This is a genomic window from Streptosporangium heterodermiicola (assembly GCF_051390675.1).
Classification (GTDB): Bacteria; Actinomycetota; Actinomycetes; order Streptosporangiales; family Streptosporangiaceae; genus Streptosporangium.
The window spans coordinates 178,020-198,640 of sequence record NZ_JBPJSR010000006.1; the positions used below are offsets into that span (position 1 = coordinate 178,020).

At 69.6% G+C, this 20,621-nt stretch carries 21 protein-coding genes and 2 pseudogenes; 6 read left to right on the forward strand and 17 right to left on the reverse strand.

Annotated features, from left to right (window positions below; genetic code table 11):
• Positions 1-160 precede the first annotated feature (160 nt).
• Positions 161-406, forward strand: a complete 246-nt coding sequence (locus tag ACSC1Q_RS15610; protein WP_436759430.1) for a hypothetical protein — start codon at positions 161-163, stop codon at positions 404-406.
• Between the two features lie 81 nt (positions 407-487).
• On the opposite strand, the pseudogene ACSC1Q_RS15615 reads toward ACSC1Q_RS15610, so the two are convergent.
• From ACSC1Q_RS15615 to ACSC1Q_RS15695, 17 genes and pseudogenes are all read right to left on the reverse strand, one after another.
• Positions 488-1,537, reverse strand: a pseudogene (locus ACSC1Q_RS15615) (ATP-binding protein); the annotation flags it as partial.
• Between the two features lie 212 nt (positions 1,538-1,749).
• Complete coding sequence (locus ACSC1Q_RS15620; RefSeq protein ID WP_436759431.1) at positions 1,750-2,103, reverse strand: YraN family protein; 354 nt, start codon at positions 2,101-2,103, stop codon at positions 1,750-1,752.
• A gap of 246 nt (positions 2,104-2,349) precedes the next feature.
• A complete protein-coding gene (locus ACSC1Q_RS15625) occupies positions 2,350-2,673 on the reverse strand; it encodes a DUF2469 domain-containing protein (protein ID WP_030511723.1) in 324 nt (107 codons plus the stop codon).
• Positions 2,674-2,712: 39 nt separating this feature from the next.
• A complete protein-coding gene (locus tag ACSC1Q_RS15630) occupies positions 2,713-3,402 on the reverse strand; it encodes a ribonuclease HII (RefSeq protein WP_436759432.1) in 690 nt (229 codons plus the stop codon).
• Positions 3,403-3,466: 64 nt separating this feature from the next.
• Complete coding sequence (gene lepB / locus ACSC1Q_RS15635; RefSeq protein WP_436759433.1) at positions 3,467-4,060, reverse strand: signal peptidase I; 594 nt, start codon at positions 4,058-4,060, stop codon at positions 3,467-3,469.
• A gap of 9 nt (positions 4,061-4,069) precedes the next feature.
• Positions 4,070-4,936: a signal peptidase I gene (gene lepB, locus ACSC1Q_RS15640; RefSeq protein ID WP_436759434.1), complete on the reverse strand. Its 867-nt coding sequence runs from the start codon at positions 4,934-4,936 to the stop codon at positions 4,070-4,072.
• 156 nt (positions 4,937-5,092) lie between these two features.
• A complete protein-coding gene (rplS, locus tag ACSC1Q_RS15645) occupies positions 5,093-5,446 on the reverse strand; it encodes a 50S ribosomal protein L19 (RefSeq protein ID WP_344746403.1) in 354 nt (117 codons plus the stop codon).
• Positions 5,447-5,637: 191 nt separating this feature from the next.
• A complete protein-coding gene (gene trmD / locus ACSC1Q_RS15650) occupies positions 5,638-6,447 on the reverse strand; it encodes a tRNA (guanosine(37)-N1)-methyltransferase TrmD (RefSeq protein ID WP_436759435.1) in 810 nt (269 codons plus the stop codon).
• 1 nt (position 6,448) lies between these two features.
• Positions 6,449-6,982: a ribosome maturation factor RimM gene (rimM, locus tag ACSC1Q_RS15655; protein ID WP_436759436.1), complete on the reverse strand. Its 534-nt coding sequence runs from the start codon at positions 6,980-6,982 to the stop codon at positions 6,449-6,451.
• A 102-nt stretch (positions 6,983-7,084) separates the two neighbouring features.
• Complete coding sequence (locus tag ACSC1Q_RS15660; protein ID WP_329091253.1) at positions 7,085-7,327, reverse strand: RNA-binding protein; 243 nt, start codon at positions 7,325-7,327, stop codon at positions 7,085-7,087.
• 94 nt (positions 7,328-7,421) lie between these two features.
• Positions 7,422-7,859 (reverse strand): annotated as a pseudogene (gene rpsP, locus ACSC1Q_RS15665) (30S ribosomal protein S16); the annotation flags it as partial.
• A 254-nt stretch (positions 7,860-8,113) separates the two neighbouring features.
• Entirely contained in the window at positions 8,114-8,260 is a 147-nt protein-coding gene (locus ACSC1Q_RS15670; RefSeq protein WP_436759437.1) for a hypothetical protein, read from the reverse strand.
• Positions 8,261-9,021: 761 nt separating this feature from the next.
• Positions 9,022-10,581, reverse strand: a complete 1,560-nt coding sequence (ffh, locus tag ACSC1Q_RS15675) for a signal recognition particle protein (protein WP_436759438.1) — start codon at positions 10,579-10,581, stop codon at positions 9,022-9,024.
• A gap of 85 nt (positions 10,582-10,666) precedes the next feature.
• Positions 10,667-11,227, reverse strand: coding sequence for a GTP-binding protein (locus ACSC1Q_RS15680; protein WP_031158879.1), 561 nt, complete (start codon positions 11,225-11,227; stop codon positions 10,667-10,669).
• A 13-nt stretch (positions 11,228-11,240) separates the two neighbouring features.
• Positions 11,241-11,699: a DUF742 domain-containing protein gene (locus ACSC1Q_RS15685; protein ID WP_436759439.1), complete on the reverse strand. Its 459-nt coding sequence runs from the start codon at positions 11,697-11,699 to the stop codon at positions 11,241-11,243.
• A gap of 24 nt (positions 11,700-11,723) precedes the next feature.
• A complete protein-coding gene (locus tag ACSC1Q_RS15690) occupies positions 11,724-12,137 on the reverse strand; it encodes a roadblock/LC7 domain-containing protein (RefSeq protein ID WP_326646986.1) in 414 nt (137 codons plus the stop codon).
• A 43-nt stretch (positions 12,138-12,180) separates the two neighbouring features.
• Entirely contained in the window at positions 12,181-15,183 is a 3,003-nt protein-coding gene (locus ACSC1Q_RS15695) for a sensor histidine kinase (RefSeq protein WP_436759440.1), read from the reverse strand.
• Between the two features lie 658 nt (positions 15,184-15,841).
• On the opposite strand from ACSC1Q_RS15695, the gene ACSC1Q_RS15700 reads away from it, so the two are divergent.
• The 5 genes from ACSC1Q_RS15700 to ACSC1Q_RS15720 all read left to right on the forward strand — a co-directional run bounded on the left by ACSC1Q_RS15700 (position 15,842) and on the right by ACSC1Q_RS15720 (position 20,325).
• Complete coding sequence (locus ACSC1Q_RS15700; protein WP_436759441.1) at positions 15,842-16,831, forward strand: ABC transporter substrate-binding protein; 990 nt, start codon at positions 15,842-15,844, stop codon at positions 16,829-16,831.
• Positions 16,828-17,616: an ABC transporter permease gene (locus ACSC1Q_RS15705; protein ID WP_436759442.1), complete on the forward strand. Its 789-nt coding sequence runs from the start codon at positions 16,828-16,830 to the stop codon at positions 17,614-17,616. Before ACSC1Q_RS15700 ends, ACSC1Q_RS15705 begins: the two co-directional genes overlap by 4 nt.
• A complete protein-coding gene (locus ACSC1Q_RS15710) occupies positions 17,616-18,407 on the forward strand; it encodes an ABC transporter permease (protein WP_436759443.1) in 792 nt (263 codons plus the stop codon). The genes ACSC1Q_RS15705 and ACSC1Q_RS15710 overlap by 1 nt, the downstream gene beginning before the upstream one ends.
• A 9-nt stretch (positions 18,408-18,416) precedes the next feature.
• Entirely contained in the window at positions 18,417-19,199 is a 783-nt protein-coding gene (locus tag ACSC1Q_RS15715; RefSeq protein ID WP_436759444.1) for an ABC transporter ATP-binding protein, read from the forward strand.
• Between the two features lie 121 nt (positions 19,200-19,320).
• Positions 19,321-20,325: a methyltransferase gene (locus ACSC1Q_RS15720; protein WP_436759445.1), complete on the forward strand. Its 1,005-nt coding sequence runs from the start codon at positions 19,321-19,323 to the stop codon at positions 20,323-20,325.
• Positions 20,326-20,621: the final 296 nt, after the last annotated feature.

A 20,621-nucleotide genomic window follows, 5' to 3' on the forward strand; every position in this document is an offset into this window, starting at 1 on the left:
TGGGGTTCGTGACCGCGACACCGTCGATTGGGCCACCGCTGGACGGGAAGGCGTCCGTCGGCTTGAGCTGTGAGCCCTTGCCCTGAGGGGTGTCGTACACGGCCGTCTCGGTACGCACTCGGCCCGCATCGTCCCGCACAGCGCGACGAACGTAGTAGCCGTGCAAGATCAGTTCGTCCAGAGCCTTGGAGACCCCCCGACGGCCTACGCCGGGGTTGCCGTCCGCGAGGGTGTGAGCGTCGTGCCGTGCCCCATCGGGCAGCGACAGGAGGAACGCGAGGATGCCACGGGCCGTGAAGCTGAGACGGCTGTCGCGGAGAACCACGTTGCTGAGCTGAGTGAAGTGACGGACCTGCGGTGTACGGTGAACACGCACTTGGAACTAGACCTTCCGGTGCTCGCCTGACCGGGGTTGCCGCCCTGGTCAGGCATCGTCCTTCGTAGTCAGAGTTACCTCGCCGTTCGTGTGCGGTGACTCTGACTACCTGGACTCGTCCAGGAAGAGCACCCCCTGATGGGCGAGTGAGACCGCCCCCGGACGGATCATCCCGCTGCCCCCGCCGATGACGGAGGCGACGGTCGCGGTGTGGTGGGGCGCCACGAACGGCGGGCGGACCAGCAGGGGGCGGTCCCTGGGCAGCACGCCGGCGATCGAGTGGATGGCGGTCACCTCCAGGGCCTGGTCCCGCTCCAGAGCGGGGAGCAGGGTCGGCAACCGCTCGGCGAGCATGGTCTTGCCGGTGCCGGGGGGACCGAGCATCCAGAGGTTGTGTCCTCCGGCGGCGCAGATCTCCAGCGCGCGACGGGCGAGCGGCTGCCCCGCGACGTCCCCCAGATCGGGGGTGTCGCCCGAGCCATCCCCGGCGTCGTGCGCGTCTCCGGGACCGATCTCGCCGGGAAATCCCGGCGGGAGCGGGCCCACGGCACCCGAGGCCCGATCTCCGGCACCGGCACCGGCACCGGGCTCTCCTGCGCGCCCCCCTCCGGCACCTCCGGCACCCGGCGGGAGACCCGTCACCGGCTCGTCGCTCCGCAACCAGCTCACCAGCGCCCCCAGCGTGGTCGCGGGAACCACGGTCACCCCCGGCACGAGACCGGCCTCGGCGGCGTTACGGGCGGGGACGACGACGGTGCGGGCACCGGCGGCGACGGCCGCCAGCACGGCGGGGAGCACACCCCGCACCGGCCTGACCGAGCCGTCCAGGCCCAGCTCACCCAGGAAGAGCGGCTCGGCGACCCTGGCGGCGGGCACGAACCCGGCCGCCGCGAGCAGGGCCATGGCGATCGCGACGTCGAACAGGCTTCCGCGCTTGGGCAGGCTGGCGGGGAACAGGCTGACCGTGATCCGGGCGTCGGGCCAGGCGTAACGGCTGTTGACCAGGGCGGAGCGGACCCGGTCCCGGGCCTCGCTCAGCGCGGTGTCGAGCATGCCGATGAGATGGAGACCCGCCACGCCGCTGCCGACATCGGCCTCGACCTCGACGAGACGGCCGGTCACCCCGACCAGGGCGACGCAGCGCGTGCGTGCGACGGCCACTCACCCCACCTCCCGCGAGGAGCGGATGATCCACGACAGGCCGGGAGACGCCGACAGGCCGGGAGACACCGACGGTCCGGGAGACTCCGGCACGCTGGAAGACGCCAGCGCTTTGGAAGACGTCGACGAGCCGGGAGACATCGACACCCTGGAAGACATCGGCACGCCGAAAGAGATCGGCACGCGGGGAAACGTCGACGAGCCGGGAGACATCAGCACACCCCCCGCTCGTGGCGGAGGACGAAATCCCCGGCGAACCGCTCCAGCGCGACGACGTCGACGCGGATCGCGTCGAATCGCTCCTGACGCCCGGCGAGCCAGCCGGCCGCGAGCCTGCGCAGACGCGCGATCTTCGCGGCGGTGACCGCTTCGAACGCGGTGCCGTGACTGCGGCCGGAGCGGGTCTTCACCTCCACCGCGACGAGCGTGCGCCCCTCCCGGGCGACGATGTCGATCTCCCCGTCGGGACACCGCCAGTTGCGATCCAGGATCTGCAGGTCGTGCGCCAGCAGATAGTCGACGGCGAGCTGCTCACCGTGCTTGCCGAGCTCGTCTTTCGCGGCCATGGAACCACCTCCGGTTCCAGACCTTCGCTCAGCTCACCGCACCCCCGAGAAGCCGAACGCGATTCTGTGGAAAACCGGCCGGGCGTGGGGCATGGCTGTGGACAACGTCTCGCGGCCGCTCAGCCGCACCACGAGGCCTCGAAGCGCCCAGCCTCACTCCAGGGCACCCTGACCCTCCGGCCCCGTGGACGGCCCCCTCAGGGCCGTTCGGGGAAACGGGCCGGGAAAGCCCTCAGGGAAAGCCGCTCAGGAGGAGAAGCCCTCCTTTGGCATCTCCAGGTCGGGCTTGGCGAGCTCCTCGACGTTCACGTCCTTGAAGGTCACCACGCGGACGTTCTTGACGAACCTCGCCGGGCGGTACATGTCCCAGACCCAGGCGTCCTGCATCTTCACGTCGAAGAAGACGTCACCGTTCTCGGCGGTGCGCACGTCAAGATCGACGGAATTGGTGAGATAGAAGCGCCGCTCGGTCTCCACGACATAGGTGAAGAGGCCGACAACGTCGCGGTACTCACGGTAAAGCTGCAGCTCCATCTCGGTTTCGTACTTTTCGAGATCCTCTGCGCTCATACCGGTCCTCCTGTTAAACGCCCACCCCGGCCCGCCCGATCAGACGGCACCGGCCCCCACTTCATTCTCACCCATCACCTCGCCCGCTCCTGACCGCGCCACCGTCGAGAACGAGAAGCGGTGATCCGGACACGGACCGTAGGTGCTGAGAGCCCTGCGATGATCGGCGGTGCCATACCCCTTGTGCACGGCGAATCCGTACCGGGGATGGCGTTCGTGCAGCGCCACCATCATCTCGTCCCGCGTCACCTTGGCCACGATCGAGGCCGCGGCGATGCAGGCCGCGACCTGATCTCCCTTCCACACGCCCAGCGACGGCGCGGGCAGGCCGGGAACGGGGAACCCATCGGTCAGAACGTAGCCGGGGTGACAGGGTAACCGTGCCACGGCCCTGCGCATTCCTCCGATGTTGGATCTGTGGAGCCCCCGGGCGTCGATCTCACCCGGCGGGATCACCACCACGCTCACCGCCTCCGCGGTCACCGTGATCCGCTCGAACAGCGCCTCGCGCCGGGAGGCCGTCAGCAGCTTGGAGTCGTCCAGGCCGTCGATCATCCGACCGCCGAGCACCACGGCGGCGACCACCAGCGGCCCGGCGCAGGCGCCCCGGCCCGCCTCGTCGACTCCCGCCACGGGACCGAGCCCGCGTCGGCTGAGAGCCCGCTCGTAGCCGTACAGTCCAGAATCCCGCCGGACCACGCTGGGTCTGGGGCGAAACGCAACCGTCATGGCACCACGGGTGACAGAGCGACCATGACCAGAGAGTACGCCCCCTCCGGTGCATTCGGTACCGCTATCTCACCTTGAGGAAGCTCTCCGGTCTCGAAAGGATCGTGGCCCTGGAGAACGGCCAGTAGATCGCGACGGCACGGCCGATGACGTCGCTCTCCGGGATCGAGCCCTCTCCCAGCCGTTCCTCGTGGGCCCGCGAGTCCGCGGAGGCGGTGCGGTGATCGCCCATCACCCACAGCCGCCCCTCGGGAACGATCTTCTCGAACGGGTCCCCCGAGGGGAAGTCCTCGGAGTAGAGGTAGGAGCTCTCGTCGAGCGGAATCCCGTTGACCGTGATCCGCCTCTTGGCGTCACAGCACTTCACCGTGTCACCGCCGACCGCGATCACCCGCTTGATGGTGTGCTCGTTGTTCCAGCCCTCGAAGACCACGATGTCACCGCGCTCGGAGTCACCGTGCAGCTTGTTGACGACCACCCGGTCGCCCTCGACGAGGGTCCGCTCCATCGACTCGGACGGGATGTAGAACGACTGGAAGACGAACACCTGCAACAGCAGCGCCACCACCACCCCGCACACCAGCAGGAACAGCGACTCGCGCAGGCCACCGCCCTTGCCGCTCTTCTCTTTCTTCGCGTCCTCGGGTTCCACGGTCATGAGAGGGGGCTACCGCCTTGAGAGCCGACGACGACGCCACAGCACCAGCGGCACGGCGCCCGCGAAGCCCGCGAGGAGCGGGGTGGCCCCTCCCAGGGCCGCGGCGGCCTTGAGGGCCGGCTGGCCGAAGGTGTCGGGAATGGGAAGGGTCGTGGCCCTGGAGAACGGCCACACGATCACGAAGGCCCGGCCGATCACCTCGTCCACCGGGATCGTCCCGCCTCCGGGGTCGCCGAGATGGGAACGGGAGTCGAGGGAGACCAGCCGGTGGTCGCCCATCACCCACAGCCGCCCCTCGCCGACCTTGGCCTCGAAGAAGCTCTGGGACGGCACGTCGCCGGGGTAGAGGTACTCCTCGTCGAGGGGGACCCCGTTGACCGTCACCCGGCCCTTGGCGTCGCAGCACTTCACGGTGTCGCCGGCGACGCCGATGACCCGCTTGATGTAGTCCTTCTCGCCGGGGACCACGCCGAAGGCGGTGCCGATCCAGCGGAAGAACCCCGCGACCGGGTTGGGCGGCTCCTCAAGGTCGATCTCGGGGTCCCACGAGTCGACCCCGGAGAAGACCACGACGTCGCCGCGCTCGATGTCGCGGACGCGGTAGACGAGCTTGTTGACCAGGACCCGGTCGTTCGTGAGGAGGGTGTTCTCCATCGACTCGGACGGGATGTAGAAGGCCTGGATCACGAAGGTCTTGATTATGAGGGCGAGCACCAACGCCACGACCACCAGGACAGGCAGCTCCTTCCAGAAGGAGCCCTTCTTCTTGCCCTTGCCGTCCTCGGCGCTCTTCTGAGTGTCTTCGGCGACCACGTCCACCTCGTCCTCGACAGGTCGACGCGAGACTGCGCCGTACTCCCGGTCTTCGCTAGTCATCGCTGACGAGCCTAGATGATGGGCGGTACCCAGTGCTTGAGTGACGGGGTACCGCATAGCCATGCGTATTGCCATAGGAGGTCAAACCTCCTTACATGCGACTGGCCCGCTCCCCGGTGTCGGGGGCGCGGGCCAGGTCGGAAGACGCTGACGCGCCTAGCGGGCGTCGCGCTTCTCGCGGATGCGGGCGGCCTTGCCGCGCAGGTCACGCATGTAGTAGAGCTTGGCGCGGCGGACGTCGCCACGGGTCACGAGGGTGATCTTCTCGATGACCGGGCTGTGCACCGGGAAGGTCCGCTCGACACCGACGCTGTAGCTGACCTTGCGGACGGTGAAGGTCTCACGGGAGCCGCCGCCCTGGCGGCGCAGGACGAAACCCTTGAAGACCTGGACACGGGACCGGCTGCCCTCGATGACCCTGACGTGGACCTCAAGAGTGTCACCGGGCCGGAAGTCCGGGACATCGGTGCGGAGCGCGGACTTCTCGAGCTCGCTGATCAGCGTGTGCATGGCAGTGGTACCTCATTTAGGAGCGCACACGGAGGTCCATCCGGCCGCGACGGAGCGGCGTCGCGATGGACACGCGTGCTGAAGTGGACTATGTCTCGGAGCTGGCCGGCCGCGATGAGACCGGTCTGGGGACCGGATGGGCAGTCGGCGGCAACGCTTTAGTCTGCCATATTTTCCCGACCGACCGGAAATCAACCGGTCAGGACGGCCGGACCCGCGGGGTCCGCGGGGCCCGCCTCGGGGAGGTCCAGCTCCTGCAGGGTCCGCCTGTCGTGCTTGTCCAGGCTCTCCGGGTCGAGCGCCGCCAGCAGCTCGGGCCTGTTCCTGGCGGTACGGCGCAGCGCCTGGTCCCGCCGCCACCTGGCGACCTTCCCGTGGTGCCCGGAGAGCAGGACCTCCGGCACCTCGTGCCCCCGCCACTCGGGCGGCTTGGTGTAGACGGGGCCCTCCAGGAGGTTCTCCATCGCGCCCGGCGCGAAGGAGTCGTCCACGGCCGAGTTGACGTTGCCGAGCACGCCCGGCAGCAGCCGCCCGACGGCCTCGATCATCACCAGCACCGCCACCTCGCCCCCGGCGAGCACGTAGTCGCCGACGCTGACCTCGTCCACGCGCATCCGGGCGCCGTACTCGGCCATCACCCGGGAGTCGATGCCCTCGTAGCGGGCCGGGGTGAACAGCAGCCACGGCTCGGCGGCGTACTCCATCGCCAGCCTCTGGGTGAAGGGCACCCCGCTGGGGGTCGGCACGATCATCCGGGGCGGGGCGTCCGGGGCGGCGGCGAGGACCGCGTCGACGGCCTCCCCCCAGGGGCCCGGCTTCATGACCATGCCGGGACCGCCGCCGTAGGGGGTGTCGTCCACGGTGCGGTGCACGTCGTGGGCGTGGTCGCGAAGCTGGTGGAGGTGGACGTCGAGGATGCCCCGCTCCCGGGCCTTGCCGATGAGGGAGACGTCGAGGGGGGCGAAGTACTCGGGGAAGATGGAGATGACGTCGACGCGCATGTCAGGCGATCTCGTCCGGGTCGAGCAGTCCGGCGGGGCCGTCCACGACGAGGACGCCCTTGACGAGATCGACCTCGGGGACCAGCGCCTTGACGAACGGCACGTAGACCTCGGCGGCCCCGGCGGTCCCGGTCCTGCCGCGTCGTACGACGAGCAGGTCCTGGCCGTGGTGGAGCACGTCGGACACCTCTCCCACCACCTCGCCGTCGGGTTTGACCACGGTGAGGCCGACGAGCTGGTGGTCGTAGAACTCGTCGGGGTCGTCGGGGGGCGGGATGTCGTCCGAGTCGATGACGAGCATGGTGCCGCGGAGGTCCTCGGCCTGGTCGCGGCCGGTCACGCCCTCGAACCTGACCAGCAGGATCCCGGAGTGCCAGCGGCGGGACTCGACGACCAGCGGGCCCGTCGACGCGGGGTCGGTGGCCAGGGAGGTACCCGGGGCGAAGCGCCGGTCCGGCTCGTCGGTGCGCACCTCCACGGACACGTCCCCGCGGAGCCCGTGCGGGCGGCCGATCCGGCCTACGACGAGCTGCACGCCCGCCTCCTCACGTAGTGGTGTCTGTGGTGTCTGCGGAAAACGGACGGGCCACCCACACTGGGCGGGTGGCCCGTTCGCTCGATGGACGCGTCTCGCCGGCTAGCGGGCCTCGTTCAGGTCGAGAAGATCGACCCGGACGTACTTGCCGTCGCCGAGGGCGTTCACGACCGTGCGAAGCGCCTTGGCCGTACGGCCGCCGCGGCCGATGACCTTACCGAGGTCCTCGGGGTGGACCCGGACCTCAAGCACACGCCCGCTGCGGATGCGGCGAGCGTGAACCTGGACGTCGTCAGGATGCTCGACGATGCCCTTCACCAGGTGCTCGAGGGCCTCCTCGAGCACCTCAGGCCTCGCCTTCCGGCTTCTCCTCGGCGGCCGCGGTGGGCTCGGCCGGGGTCTCGGCGGCGGCCTCTTCGGCCTTGGGGGCCTCAGGCTTGGGGGCCTCGGCCTTGGCCTCTTCGGCCTTCGGAGCCTCGTCGGCCTTGGGAGCCGCCTTGCGGGTCGACTTCTTCGGCGTGGTGGCGGCCTCCAGGGAGAGCGCCTCCTTGGCCGCGGCCTCGTAGACGGCGTGACGGTCGGCCTTGGGCTCGGCGACCAGGAGCGGAGCCGGAGCCGGCTCGCCCTTGAACTTCTGCCAGTCGCCGGTGAGCTTGAGGAGCTTGAGCACGGGCTCGGTCGGCTGCGCGCCGACACCCAGCCAGTAGGCCGCCCGGTCGGAGTCGACCTCGATGCGCGAGGGGTTCTCCTTCGGGTGGTACAGGCCGATCTCCTCGATCGCCCGGCCGTCACGCTTGGTGCGGCTGTCGGCGATGACGATGCGGTACTGCGGGTTGCGGATCATGCCGAGCCGCTTGAGCTTGATCTTGACTGCCACTGGTGTGGTCTCTCCTGCATTAGAGCGTGGGTGAACGGCGTCTCATCGAGTGGGGCACGAGGAGAGGATCGTTCGAGGGACAGGCATGGCACGCGGGAGTGAGAGGGCAACCACGTGTCACGATGTTCCAACATGTCATTGTGCCAGACGCGCGGGGGTGCCCGGCCAACCCGCGGCCATCCGGTACGGCGGCCGGAGGGCAAATCTCGGTAATCCCCGTGTGTCCGGGCCCCCGGGCGGGGCGGCCTGGTGCGCTAAATGGCCGCCGTGGCAACCACCCTCAGATCTCTGCTGCTGACCGCGACCGGATCCGTCACCGTGCTGGGCGCGGTGCTGGCCATCAGGGCGACGACCCCCGCGGGCCAGGCCGACGTGTCCCCGGCCCCCGTCTCCTCCCCCACCGGAACTCCCGCCGGAACCCTCAGGGAGACCCTCGGAATCCTCGGAGGGGTCCTCGGGAATCTTGAGGGCCCCCGCGGGGATCTCGGAGAAACCGCCGGGAGCGCGGGAACCGACGGGACGACCGGAGGCACCGGAACCACCGGGGCCTCGGGAACCCCCGGGCTCCCCGGAACCGGCCGGGATCACGTCCCCGGGCACTCCCGGGCCCCGTGGGGGGCGCCCGGAGCACCCGTGCCGCCCGGAGCACCCGCGTGGCGTGGGGATCCCGTCGTGCCGGAGGCCGCGCCCGGGGCGCCGTTCCCGCGAGGAAGCGCGGTGCGGCCGGAAACACCCGGCTCGCCGGTGGTCCCCGTCCCGTTCGGGGTCTCGGTCCCGCTGAGGATTCCGGCCCTGACGACGATCCCAGCCCCGTCCGGAGCCTCGGTCCCGCTCAGGATCCCGGCCATGGCGGGACCTCCGGCCCTGCCGGGGATCCCGGTCCCGCCGGGATCGCCCATGACAGCTGTGTTCCCGCCGTTCCCGCCGTTCCCGCCGTTCCAGACGTCTCCGTCGTTCCCGCCGTCCCGGCGGTTCCAGCCGTTCCCTGCGGCCTCGTCGCCCGTGCCGTACTCGACCTCGGCGCGTGAGCCCGGAGGCGGCGGGCTCCGGTGGGAGGACTACTTGGGGCGTACCCCGAGGAGTTCGAGAACGGCGACGAGGATGAAACCCCCGACGATGATCACCCAGATCCACCTGGCGCGCGTGTGGAAGCCGTCGTCGCTCATTTCTGCCCGGGGAGCTTGAACTTCGAGGGGTCGAAGCCCGGCGGCAGCTCCAGGCCCGGCGGCAGCTGCTGCCGGGAGCCCAGCTTGCCGAGGAGGCCGTTGCCCGCGGGGGTCGCGGGCTCGTCGGTCTTGTCGGCGGCGGCCTTGCCGAGCGCCGCCTTGCGCGGGTCGCCGCTCACCCTGCGTCCCTTGGCCGCCTTCTTCTGCGCGGCCTTGCCGCCCTTGCGGCCGCCCGGCATGCCGGGGATGCCCATGCCGCCAGCCATCCGCTTCATCATCTTCTGGGCGTCGAAGAAACGGGTGACCAGCCCGCTCACCTCGGTCACCGTCACGCCGGAACCCTTGGCGATGCGGGCCCGGCGGGAGCCGTCGATCATCTTCGGGTTGTGGCGCTCGGCGGGGGTCATCGAGCGGATGATGGCGGCGATGCGGTCGAGATCGCGGTCGTCGACCTGGTTGAGCTGCTCGCGCATCTGCCCCATGCCGGGCATCATCCCGAGCAGGTTCTTGATGGGGCCCATCTTCTGGACCATCATCATCTGCTCTAGGAAGTCCTCCAGGGTGAAGCCCTCGCCCGAGGTGAGCTTGCTCGCCATCTTGGCGGCCTCGGCCTCGTCGAAGGTCTTCTGCGCCTGCTCGATCAGGGTGAGGATGTCACCCATGTCGAGGATGCGGGACGCCATCCGGTCGGGGTGGAAGGCGTCGAAGTCCTCAAGCTTCTCACCGGTCGACGCGAACATGATCGGCCTGCCGGTGATGTGGCGGACCGACAGGGCGGCGCCACCGCGGGCGTCGCCGTCGAGCTTGGTCAGCACGACGCCGTCGAAGCCCACGCCCTCCATGAAGGCCTGGGCCGTGGAGACGGCGTCCTGGCCGATCATGGCGTCGACGACGAACAGGACCTCGTCGGGCGAGACCGCGTCGCGGATGTCGGCCGCCTGCCTCATCAGCTCCTGGTCGATGCCCAGGCGGCCCGCGGTGTCGATGATGACGATGTCGTGCTGCTGCCGCTTGGCGTGGTCGATCGACTGGCGGGCCACGGCGACCGGGTCGCCGACGCCGTTGCCGGGCTCGGGCGCGTAGACCGCGACGCCCGCGCGCTCGGCCACGACCGAGAGCTGCTGGACGGCGTTGGGCCGCTGGAGGTCGGCGGCGACCAGCAGCGGCGTGTGGTTCTGCTCACGCAGCCAGCGGGCCAGCTTGCCTGCCAGGGTCGTCTTGCCCGCGCCCTGCAGGCCCGCGAGCATGATGACGGTCGGCGGGTTCTTCGCGTAGCGAAGCCGCCGGGTCTCGCCGCCGAGGATCTCGATGAGCTCGTCGTTGACGATCTTCACGACCTGCTGCGCCGGGTTCAGCGCCTGGGAGACCTCGACGCCGCGGGCGCGTTCCTTGACCTGGGCGACGAACGCCTTGACCACGGGCAGCGCGACGTCGGCCTCAAGCAGCGCGATGCGGATCTCGCGGCAGGTCGCGTCGATGTCGGCCTCGGACAGCCGACCCTTGGATCGAAGGGAGGAGAAGACCGATGTCAGCCGGTCGGAAAGCGTCTCGAACACGTGATTGGCCAGCCTCTGCGCTACAGGTCTGCGACTCGACCTCCCAGCCTATCCGCTGGGAGGTGCGACTGACGCCCTCCAGCGGTCAGCGACCCCAGCCGGGGACGGCCATCCGCATGGTGAGCGCGTGTTCCACAAGCGTGATGAGCGTGGCCTTCACCGCGTCGCGCGAGCGGGCGTCGGTCCGGGAGATGGGGATGTGCGGGGCCAGGGTCAGCGCCTCGCGCACCTCCTCCTCACCGTGGAGGTAGGTGCCGTCCCAGCCGTTGACCGCGACGACGAAGGGGAGCTTGGCCTCCTCGAAGTAGTCGATCGCCGGGAAGCTGTCGGCCAGCCGCCGGGTGTCGACGAGCACGATCGCGCCGATCGCGCCGCGGACCAGGTCGTCCCACATGAACCAGAACCGGTGCTGACCCGGCGTACCGAACAGGTACAGGATCAGGTCGCGGTCCAGCGAGACGCGTCCGAAGTCCATGGCGACCGTGGTGGTGGTCTTGTTGGGTGTGAGGCCGAGATCGTCGATCCCGGCGCTGGCGTCGGTCATCACCGCTTCCGTGGTCAGCGGCAGAATCTCCGACACCGCCCCCACGAAGGTGGTCTTGCCAACACCGAATCCCCCGGCGACGACGATTTTCGTCGATGTCAGGCCGCCGCCGCGGCTAGAGCCTGCGAAGTCCACTGAGCACCCTTTCCAGCAGGTTGAGATCCGGCTTGCCCGCGTCCAGCTGCGGCTGGTGGATCTGCACCAGGCCCTCGGCGGCCATGTCGGCCACCAGGATCCTGGTCACGCCGAGCGGGATGCGGAGCATCGCGGAGATCTCAGCGACCGAACGCACTTGCCGGCACAGGGCACTGATCCCCTGATACTCCGGGGTGCGGGTGGATAAATCATGATGTATGGAGGTCGCCGAGGAGACCAGGGCCTCCAGGGCGAGTTGGGTCCGGGGGGCGGTGCGCCCCCCGGTCACGGCGTACGGACGGACGAGGGAGCTCTGCTCCGACGGCGCCGAGTGCATGAGATGGGAAGGACCACCCTGATGCCGGTGCGGGTCGTCCATCGATTGGTAGGGATACCCGCCGTGCGGGTCGCCCTCACCGGTCCAGCCGCGGCCTGCCACGACAGCCTCCTAGCGTCATAGCCGTCACCGTGAGTGGGAAGACTGCAGTTCGGCGCGGACTGCCGGGGTCAGCACCTGACCCGCCCGCTCGACGAGCATCGTCATCTGGTAGGCCACCAGCCCCATGTCACAGTCGGCGGCGGCCAGCACCGCCAGACAGGAACCGTCACTGATGGACATGATGAGGAGCAGCCCTCGCTGCATCTCCACCACGGTCTGGGTGACCGCACCGCCCTCGAAAACCCGCGAGGCACCCTGGGTCAGGCTGATCAGGCCGGCCGCGACCGCGGCCAGCTGGTCGGCCCTGTCCCTGGGAAATCCGTCCGAGTACGCCAACGGCAGACCGTCGGCTGACACGACGACCGTGTGCGCCACACCTGGGACGTTGTTCACAAAGTCGGTGATCAGCCAATTGACCCCCCGGGCGGCCTGGCTCATTTCGCGCACGTGTCATCCTCCTTGGCGACCATGATGAGCTCGCTCACCGGTCCTCCTTGTTTCCTTCAACATCCCGGCCGAAGTCGGGATACGGCCGCCCGTCCCCGGCGCCGCCCCTGGCGGCCGCGCGGCCCTGCCGTACTCCCTGCTGGAAGCTCGCCAGCCTGCTGCGCACCGCCTCGGGGGAGACAGCCGGCCGGTGCACGGGAGTTTGGGGGGCCGCGCTCAGGTCGGGCGCGGCCGTACCGGGTACCAGGTTCGCCTTGGGCACCCGCTTGGGCAGCCCCGAACCGGTGACCCCGCCGAGCGAGGGCTCGCTGGCGGCCTTGGCGGCCTGCCAGCCCACGTCGGCGGGCGACGACCAGCCGTTCCCCGGTGCGGGGGCGGCCGGTTGCGAGAGCTGGACGGTCTCCTGGGCGGCCTGGGCCTGGGGGGCCTCCTCGACGCGCTCCTGGACGACCGGGGCCGGCTCGACCTTCTTGAACCAGTCGGACTCGACGGCCGCGAAGATCGGCAGGAACTCCTCCTTCGCCTCTTCCATGGGAGAGGCGTCGGGGATCACCGGCAGCGGGCCGGTGTTGTCCGCCGGGTCGAAGACGCGCCGCCCGAACGGCCCGGAGTTGCCGGTGGACGGCCAGCCTCCGGAGTCGCCGCGCGAGGAGGTGGACCAGACGTCGGAGCCGGTGTCCCTGCTCTGCTGACCGCCGGGCCAGACGGGGGCGTCGCCGCGCGGGGTCGCGTTCGGGCCGGTGGACCACACCCCCGCGTCACCGCGGGAACCGCCCTGTCCCTGCCGCCACCCCGAGGGGTCGGGCTGGGAGGCGTTCGGCCAGCCGTGGCCGGGGTCGGCACCGGGCGGCGGTACCTGTCCCGGCCAGGGGGTGTCGACGGGCGCCTGCCCGAACTGGCCGCCTCCGAAGGGAGGCTGCGAGGCCTCGAAGGAGTTGAACTGCTGCCCCATGTCGAAGGAGGCGAACGAGTTCTGGTGGGCGGCCTCGAACGAGGCGAAGGACGGCATCGGCGGGGAGGTGGGGCTGGCCAGCACGGGCGGGCGGTCCATGGAGGCCATGGATCCGGCCCAGTCGCCGCTCTGCATGCTGGGGTTGGTGGGCCCGCCCGGCCGGTTGGTGACGGCGAGCAGGTTCTCCGGGAGCAGGACCATCGCGGTCAGGCCGCCGCTGTCCTGCTGCCTGAGCTGGACGCGGATGCCGTGCCGCAGGGCGAGGCGGCCGACCACGAACAGGCCCATCCGGCGGGAGACGGAGACGTCCACCACCGGCGGGTTGGCCAGCCGCCAGTTGGCCTGGGAGAGCTCCTCGGCGGTCATGCCGATGCCGATGTCGGTGACCGATACCATCACTCCGCCGCCGTCGATGCGGTTGCTGGAGACGATGACCTTGGTCTCGCGGGGGGAGAAGGAGATCGCGTTCTCCACGAGCTCCGCGACCAGGTGGACGACGTCGTTGACGGAGGTGCCCACCACGGACACGCCCGCGGACAGCTGCAGGTCGACCCGCTCGTAGTTCTCGACCTCCGACAGGGAGGCGCGGACCACGTCGATGAGCGGGACCGGCTGGCTCCACCGGCGGGCGGGTTCCTGGCCGGCGAGGACCAGGAGGTTCTCGGAGTTACGGCGCATGCGGGTGGCGAGGTGGTCGAGCCGGAAGAGGCTGCCGAGCCGGCCCTCGTCCTGCTCGCCCTGCTCCAGGCTCTCGATGAGGGAGAGCTGGCGTTCGACCAGGGTCTGGCTGCGCCGGGAGAGGTTGACGAACATCGAGTTGACGTTGCTCCGCAGCGTGGCCTCCTGGCCCGCCAGCCGGACGGCCTCACGGTGGACCTCGTCGAAGGCCCGCGCCACCTCACCGATCTCGTCGTCGGAGGCGACACCGATCGGGGTGATGTCGGCGGTCGAGACCTCGCCGCTCTCGCGCATCGTCTGGACGGTCTCGGGGAGACGCTGGCCGGCGATGGAGAGCGCCTCGGTACGGAGCCTGCGCAGCGGCCTGACCAGCGACCGCGCCATGACGGCGGTGACGATCAGGACGAGGAGGAGCAGCAGTCCGCTCAGCCCGGCGGCGATCAGCGCGCCGCGCTGCTCGGACGCCTGCAGGTCCGAGCTCTGCATGATGAGGGTCTTGGCGACCTCCTCCTCCACCAGCCGCATGCGGTCGATGATGTCGGTGGAGGAGTCGAACCAGGACTGCAGGTCGCTGAGCTCGCTCTTGGAGACGTCGACGTTCACCAGCGGCCGGCCGTTGAGGGCGAGGAAGACGGCGCGGGCGCGCGTCGCCGCCGCGCGGTCCTTCTTCGGGCTGCTGACCGTGTCGTCGTAGAGCTGGCGCTGCTGGATCGAGGCCTCGGAGCGGAAGGCCGCGAGCTCGCCGTCGAACTGGGCGCGGGCGGCCAGCATGGCGTCGAGGCCCTCGGCGCTGAACCCCCTGACGACGAGGGCGGCGGCGAGGTTCGCCCGCTCCCTGGACGCCTGTTCCTTCGCCCTGGTCAACGCGGCGAACGAGGCCGCGCCGCCGGTGAGGTTCTCGTCCGAGACACCCTGGATGATCTCGTCGTGCAGGGCGATCAGGTCGACCATGGTGCGGGAGTACATGGCGATCGTGGGCTGGGCCGGCAGGCTGGTCTTGTCACCCGCGGCCAGTTCGCGCACGCTCTTGAGCTCGTCGATGCGGCGGCGGATCTGGGTGAGCTCGGTCGCGCCCCGGGTGCCGAGGGCCTCCAGGAGGCCGCTGTCGGTCATGGCGTTGTCGACGAGGACGCTCACCCGCGCGACGACCTGGTCGACGGACCCGTACTGCTTGCGCAGGGTCGTCCTGCTGCTGGCCTGCCTGCCTCCCGCCACGTGCCGGGCCGACAGGTCTCGTTCGAGCTGCAGCTCGTTGACCAGGTCACTGAGACCGGCGGTGAGCTCGGCGGTGGTGCGCACGCGCTCGTACTCGGCGGCGCTGCTGATCGAGCTGGTGACCCGCAGGCCGCCCAGCACGATCGCGGCGACGGTGGGAATGACGATGAGCGCGATCAAGCGCGATCTCACTCGCCAGTTCTTGAGCGCGAGCCGGCCGCCGTTCCTCGCGGACTTCTCGGAGTCGCGACCGTCGGGATCCTGACCCGGGCCGCTCTGCGGCCGTCCCCCCTGGTTGTCGAATCCCAGGGCAGGTGCCAGCCCGGATTCGCGTTCGCTGGGGATTGACGCTGTCCTCACTGGCCTCCGCTGCCTCTCCTCGGATCGTCTGCTTGGAGGGGATCGCGTCACGCAATGATGTGCGAGTGACGCCGACGCATCCATGGGGTAGGGGTTATTGGAGCACAGCCGGATGAGTTCGGCCAACAGCACATAACTCGCATTCTTCACGTAACAGGCACACAGCATCCGCAACCGGGCGATGACTCTCCGTCCTGTAACCGCAAACTTCCACAAAGTTGCGAAACAGATTTATTGACTTCTTTCCCTACGCCCGCTAAGTCCGCACATCCAGTGATTGATACGGGTGAGGCGACTGAGAGTCCCGTGACCGTTTTGTGGCTTAGGGGCTAAAGAGGCAATATTTGTAATTTGACTGATCTACTCCGCTACTCTGATCCGCGGTCGGCATACCCCCCTTGACCAACATGCCTCCCGGGACCCCCTCCATGTCGCCCGATGAGTTACCGCGAGTTCCGGCAGGGGCGGTCAAACGCAGCTAAGGAGACCCATGAGGTTCAAACTTGCGAGCCGTGCCGTCATCGCGGGAGTGGCCGCCGCCCTCGCGCTGAGCGCCTGCGGAGGCTCTGACTCCTCCAATGACACCACCAGCGCCGCGAACGCGGGTGGCCTGGAGAAGACCAGCATCAAAATGGGGGCTCTGCCGATCCCCGACTCGGCGGCGCTCTACATCGCCAACAAGCGGGGCTTCTTCAAGGAGGAAGGTCTCACCGTAGAGATCGAGCCGGTGCCCGGCGGCGCCCAGGCCCAGCAGGGTCTCATGGGCGGCACCCTGGACGCCACGCAGACGAACTACGTCTCGACCTTCCTCGCCGTCTCCAAGGGCCAGAAGATGAAGATCATCTCTGACCTCTACCAGGCCGCCCCGAACTCGTTCAACCTCATGGTGCCGAAGGACTCCGGGATCAAGACGCCCGCCGACCTCAAGGGCAAGAAGATCGCGGTCAACAGCAAGCAGAACATCGGCACCCTGGCGGTGACCACGGTGCTCAAGACGAACGGCCTCACCGAGAAGGACGTGGAGTTCGTCGAGTTCCCCTTCCCCGAGATGGGGGCCCAGCTGGCCAGCAAGACCGTCGACGCCGCCTGGATGACCGAGCCGGCCCTGACCGCGGTGCAGAAGAACCTCGGCGCCCAGAAGCTCGCCGATACGATGGTCGACTCCACCGCCGACTTCCCCATCGCGGGCGTGGCCGTCACCGAGAAGTTCGCCACCGAGAACCCCAAGACGGTCGCCGCCTTCCAGCGCGCGGTCGCCAAGGCCCAGCAGATCGCCGCCACCGACCGTAAGGCCGTCGAGGAGATCCTGCCGACCTACACCAAGATCGACGCCGCGACCGCGGCCGTCATCACGCTCGGGTCCTTCCCCACCAGCCTTGACGAGACCCGCCTGCAGCGGGTCGCCGACCTCATGCTGGAGCAGGGTTACCTCACCAGCCCGCTCCAGGCCAAGGCCATCCTCCCCGGAAACCTCGGGTGACGAGGCGCAACCCGCTCGACAGCAGACTGCTCTGCGGCGCCCTCGGCGTCGCGGGGCTGTTCTGCGTCATGGAGGCCGCGGGCCGGGCCGGGCTGATCGACCCGCTCGCGTTCCCGCTGGTCTCCACCGTGCTCGGCCGGGCGGTCGCCCTCGTGACGGACGGGGAGTTCCTCTCCGACGTCGTCTCGACCCTCGGCGCGTGGGCGACCGGGCTGCTGATCACGGTCGCCATCGCGGTGCCCGCCGGGTTCCTGCTCGGCAGCCTGCCCCGCGTGGAGAACGCGCTGCGGCCGATCGTGGAGTTCCTGCGCCCGATCCCGTCGATCGCGCTGATCCCGCTGGCTCTCGCCGTGTTCTCCGAGCGGTTCGACATGAAGGTCACCCTGGTCGTCTACGCGGCGACCTGGCCCGTCCTGATCAACACGATGTACGGCCTCAAGGACGTCGATCCCCTCGCCAAGGAGACGCTCCGCAGCTTCGGGTTCGGGAAGTCGGCCGTGCTGTGGCGGGTCTCCCTGCCGAGCACCGCGCCCTTCATCGCCACCGGCATCCGGCTGGCGTCGGCGATCGCGCTCATCGTGGCGATCAGCACGGAGCTGATCGGCGGCGGCGCCGACGGCATCGGCAGCTACGTCCTGGAGAGCGCGGGCGGCGTGGACGCGACGCAGTACGTCATCGCCGCCGCCATGTGGGCCGGTGTCATCGGCGTGGTCACCAACAGCCTGTTCGTGCTCGTGGAACGGCGGCTCTTCCGCTGGCACACCGCCCGTACGGAGGTGGTGTGATGAGCGGCGCGACGCGCGTCGTCAACCGGCTGTGGCCGGTCGTGGCCGTCGTGGCGCTGTGGGAGCTGTTCACCCGCTACCTGGAGATGCTGAGCTTCCCGCCTCCGTCGCAGATCGCGGCCAGCGCGTACACGCTGTGGCTCACCGGTCCCGCGGAGCGGCTGTGGCTCACCGACGCGGCGCTGGAGAACATTCCCGCGAGCGTCGGCCGGCTGCTGGCCGGGTGGGTGCTGGCCGGGGTCGCCGGGATCGCCCTCGGGGTCGCCCTGGGCCGCTCCCCGCTGCTCTTCCGCCTCGTCGACCCGCTGGTGCAGTTCGCCCGCGCCATTCCCCCGCCCATGCTGCTCGCGCTGTTCCTGGCGCTGTTCGCCATCGGTCCCCGGATGCAGATCAACTTCATCGCGTTCGGCATCGTCTGGCCGGTCCTGATCAACGCCTGCGAGGGGGCGAGGCACGTCGACCGCCAGCACCTGGACACCGCGCGGGTCTTCGGGCTGACGGGCGGCGAGCGGCTGTTCCGGGTCATCCTTCCCTCGGCCATGCCGAAGATCTTCGCCGGGCTCCGGGTCAGCCTGTCGCTGGCGCTCATCCTCATGGTGCTCTCCGAGCTGATCGGCAGCACCGACGGGATCGGCTTCCAGCTCCTGGACGCCCAGAGGTCGTACGACTTCCCCGCCGTGTGGGCGACCATCGTGGTGCTCGGCGTCCTGGGATACGCGCTCAACTCGGCGTTCCTGGCGGCCGAGCGACGTGTCCTGTCCTGGCACCGATCCGCCAAGCAGACGACCTGAGGACCTGCTGTGCTCGAAATCACGAACCTGTCCCATACCTACGGCAGCGGGCCGACCGCGCACAACGCGCTGGGCGGCGTCAATCTGAAGGTCGCCCAGGGTGAGCTGGTGTGCGTCGTCGGCCCCTCCGGGTGCGGCAAGTCCACCCTGCTGCGCTCCATCGCGGGGCTGATCCGGCCCACCGGCGGCCAGGTCACGCTCAACGGCGTCCGCGTCGAGCAGACACCCGACAACCTGGCCGTGGTCTTCCAGGACTACAGCCGCTCCCTGTTCCCCTGGATGTCGGTGGCCGACAACGTCTCTCTCCCGCTGCGCCGCAGGGGCCAGGACAAGAAGCGGCGCAGGGAATCGGCGCTGGAGGCGCTGGAGGAGGTCGGGCTGCAGGGAGCCGCGGCCAAGTACCCGTGGCAGCTGTCCGGCGGCATGCAGCAGCGGGTATCCATCGCCCGCGCGCTGGCCTACCGTCCGGCGCTGCTGCTGATGGACGAGCCGTTCGGCTCCGTCGACGCCCAGACCCGCGAGGACCTGGAGGACCTGACCCTGCGGGTCCGCGGGCTGCACAACATGACGATCGTGCTGATCACCCACGACATCGACGAGAGCGTCTACGTCGGCGACCGCGTCGTGGTCCTGTCCAAGGCCCCCGCCGGGATCGTGGGCGACCTGCGCGTGGACCTGCCGGGGCCGCGCGACCAGATCACCACCCGCGAGCACCCCGGCTTCGTGCACCTGCGCGCCGAGGTCGGCCGCCTGGTACGCGGCAGGCGGAGCCCGTCGGCCTGGACCCCCTGAAGCACCCCCGGGAAACCGGGCTCCCCGGAGCACCCCAGCCCAGGAGACCCGGCTCCCTGAAGCACCCCCTCAGGAAACACGATTCACCTCCGGAGCGCGCACCGGAGAAGAGAGGATTCGCATGAGCGACCCACAGGCACCGGTCTGGGACGCGATCGGTGGTGTCTCCCGTTTCGCCGCCCTGGCCACGATGGCCGAGCTGGGCTGCGCCGACCACCTGCGAGACGGCGCCCTAACCGTCGACGAGCTCGCGCTGCGCTGCGGCGCCAACGCGCCCGCGCTCGGCAGGGTGCTGCGCCAGCTCGCCTCCATGGGCATGGTCGCGACCGCCGCGCCCGGCACGTACGAGCTGACCGAGGCGGGTGCCACCCTCGGCGAGGACACGCCGGGCTCGCTGCGCTCCGCGGTGCGGATGATCGCCGAGGACGGCTTCTGGTACGGCATGGGCAAGATCCCGCAGACCGTGCGTACCGGCAGGTCGGGCTTCATGGAGCGGCACGGGCCTCTCTACGGGTACCTCAAGGCCAACCCCGAGGCGGGCGCGCTGTTCGACGACTACATGGTGGTCAGGGCGCAGCCGTTCGCGGAGGCCGTGGCCTCCCGCTACGACTTCTCCGGCGTGCGGACCCTGGTGGACGTGGCCGGCGGCAAGGGGCACATCCTGGCCGCCGTACTAAAGGAGCACTCAGCTGTCGGCGGGGTGCTGTTCGACCAGGAACACGTGGTCAGCGGGGCCAGGGAGTTCTTCACCGAGGCCGGTCTTGAAGATCGTTGCAAATTCGTCGACGGCGACTTCTTCGTCTCCGTGCCCGCCGGGGCGGACGCCTACATGCTGAGCAGCGTGCTCCACAACTGGTCCGACGAGGACTCGACGCGGATCCTGCGCAACATCCGGGAGGTCATCTCCGACGACGGCCGGGTGCTCATCGTGGAGTTCGTGGTCCCCGACGACTCCAGGCCGCACATCAGCAAGGACGTCGACATGCGGATGCTGGCCCTGTTCGGCGAGGGCATGGAGCGCAGCACCTCCGAGTACGCGGAACTCCTGGGCAAGGCGGGTTTCCGGCTCAGCCGGCAGATAGACCTCACCGGCGGTTCCTCCATCGTGGAGGCCCTGCCGATTTAGGGACGGCGAGGGGACGGCGGCCGGTGGCGTGAGGTTCACGCCACCGGCCGCCGCCGTTTCGCGCCCTTTCCGCGCGGCCCCGCTTTCCACCCGGGCCCGCTTTCACCCGGCCCCTCTCGCGCTCGGGCCCGCTCCGCGCGGATCCCCTTTCCAATGAGTTCGCCTGAGTCCGGCTCCGCCGCCCCTCTTTAAGCCGCCCCTCTTTCCGGCGGCCCCTCATTTCACCCGGGCCCGTTCTCCGCACGGAACGGAAACGACCGCCGTGAAATCGGTGATCGTGTGATCGATCGGCGTCG